The organism is Collinsella sp. HCP28S3_E9, assembly GCF_052065455.1.
Classification (GTDB): Bacteria; Actinomycetota; Coriobacteriia; order Coriobacteriales; family Coriobacteriaceae; genus Collinsella.
Map to the genome: position 1 here is coordinate 1 of NZ_JBQHTZ010000051.1, position 401 is coordinate 401.

The 401-nt window shown below is 66.8% G+C and carries 1 rRNA gene; it reads right to left on the reverse strand.

The window, feature by feature from the left end:
* A 23S ribosomal RNA gene (locus tag ACTNA2_RS09105) occupies positions 1–401 on the reverse strand; the annotation flags it as partial.

A 401-nucleotide genomic window follows, 5' to 3' on the forward strand; every position in this document is an offset into this window, starting at 1 on the left:
ACCCGATCGCCTCGGTATGTTCTACCCACCCACCTGTGTCGGTTTGCGGTACGGGCGCGCACGCGCCTGCCTAGGGGTTTTTCTAGGGACCTCGGGCTCACTCGCTTCGCTTAAGTGCTTCGTCCGGAGCCTCGCCCTCGATGCGGACCGGATTTCCCTGGTCCGCGGGCCGCGCTCCATCACGGGGACGTCCAGAACCCCGCCGAGCCACCCCCATCCGTCGCCCCGTCGGTCGTAGCGCCGCGTGCGCGGTGCAGGAATGTCTGCCTGCTGCGCGTCGGCTACGCCTCCCGGCCTCGCCTTAGCCCCCGACTGACCCTGGGAGGATTAGCCTTGCCCAGGAAACCTCGGGTTCACGGCGGACGAGTTACTCTCTCGTCTCTCGCTACTCATGCCAGCAT